We start from the raw sequence: 315 nt of genomic DNA, 5'->3' as shown, positions 1-315 counted from the left end.
CCGTAGGGCGTGAGTGTGCCGCCACCGCGAACAGACGCACTGAGGGACCTGCCATTGCCTTGTTGTGTGCTGGCGCTGAGATCGATGTCAGCCTGGTCGCCAATATGGCTCAGGTAACCGCTGCGAGAGTTGTCACTTGCACTGAGCTGATAGCTATTGCGCGCATCGAGGCGGTCACTGTAACGCGTGGCATAGCTCTCTTTGCCCGAGGTCCTGCTGCCAACCAGCGACAGTGTGCCGCTGCGCCCCAATGGCAGGCTGACCGTCAGCGCCATACCGCTATCCATGTAGGCGTATTCCTGACTGCGGTACAAA

1 pseudogene is annotated in these 315 nt (G+C 60.0%); it reads right to left on the bottom strand.

Going from position 1 to position 315, the window contains the following annotated elements:
- Positions 1-287: pseudogene (locus tag QMX97_RS32080) on the bottom strand (PapC/FimD family outer membrane usher protein); the annotation flags it as partial.
- Positions 288-315: the final 28 nt, after the last annotated feature.

Origin of the sequence: Pseudomonas sp. PS01298, assembly GCF_029959745.1 — a bacterium.
Lineage (GTDB): Bacteria > Pseudomonadota > Gammaproteobacteria > Pseudomonadales > Pseudomonadaceae > Aquipseudomonas > Aquipseudomonas aylmerensis.
This window is presented reverse-complemented; position numbering and strand designations above follow the sequence as displayed.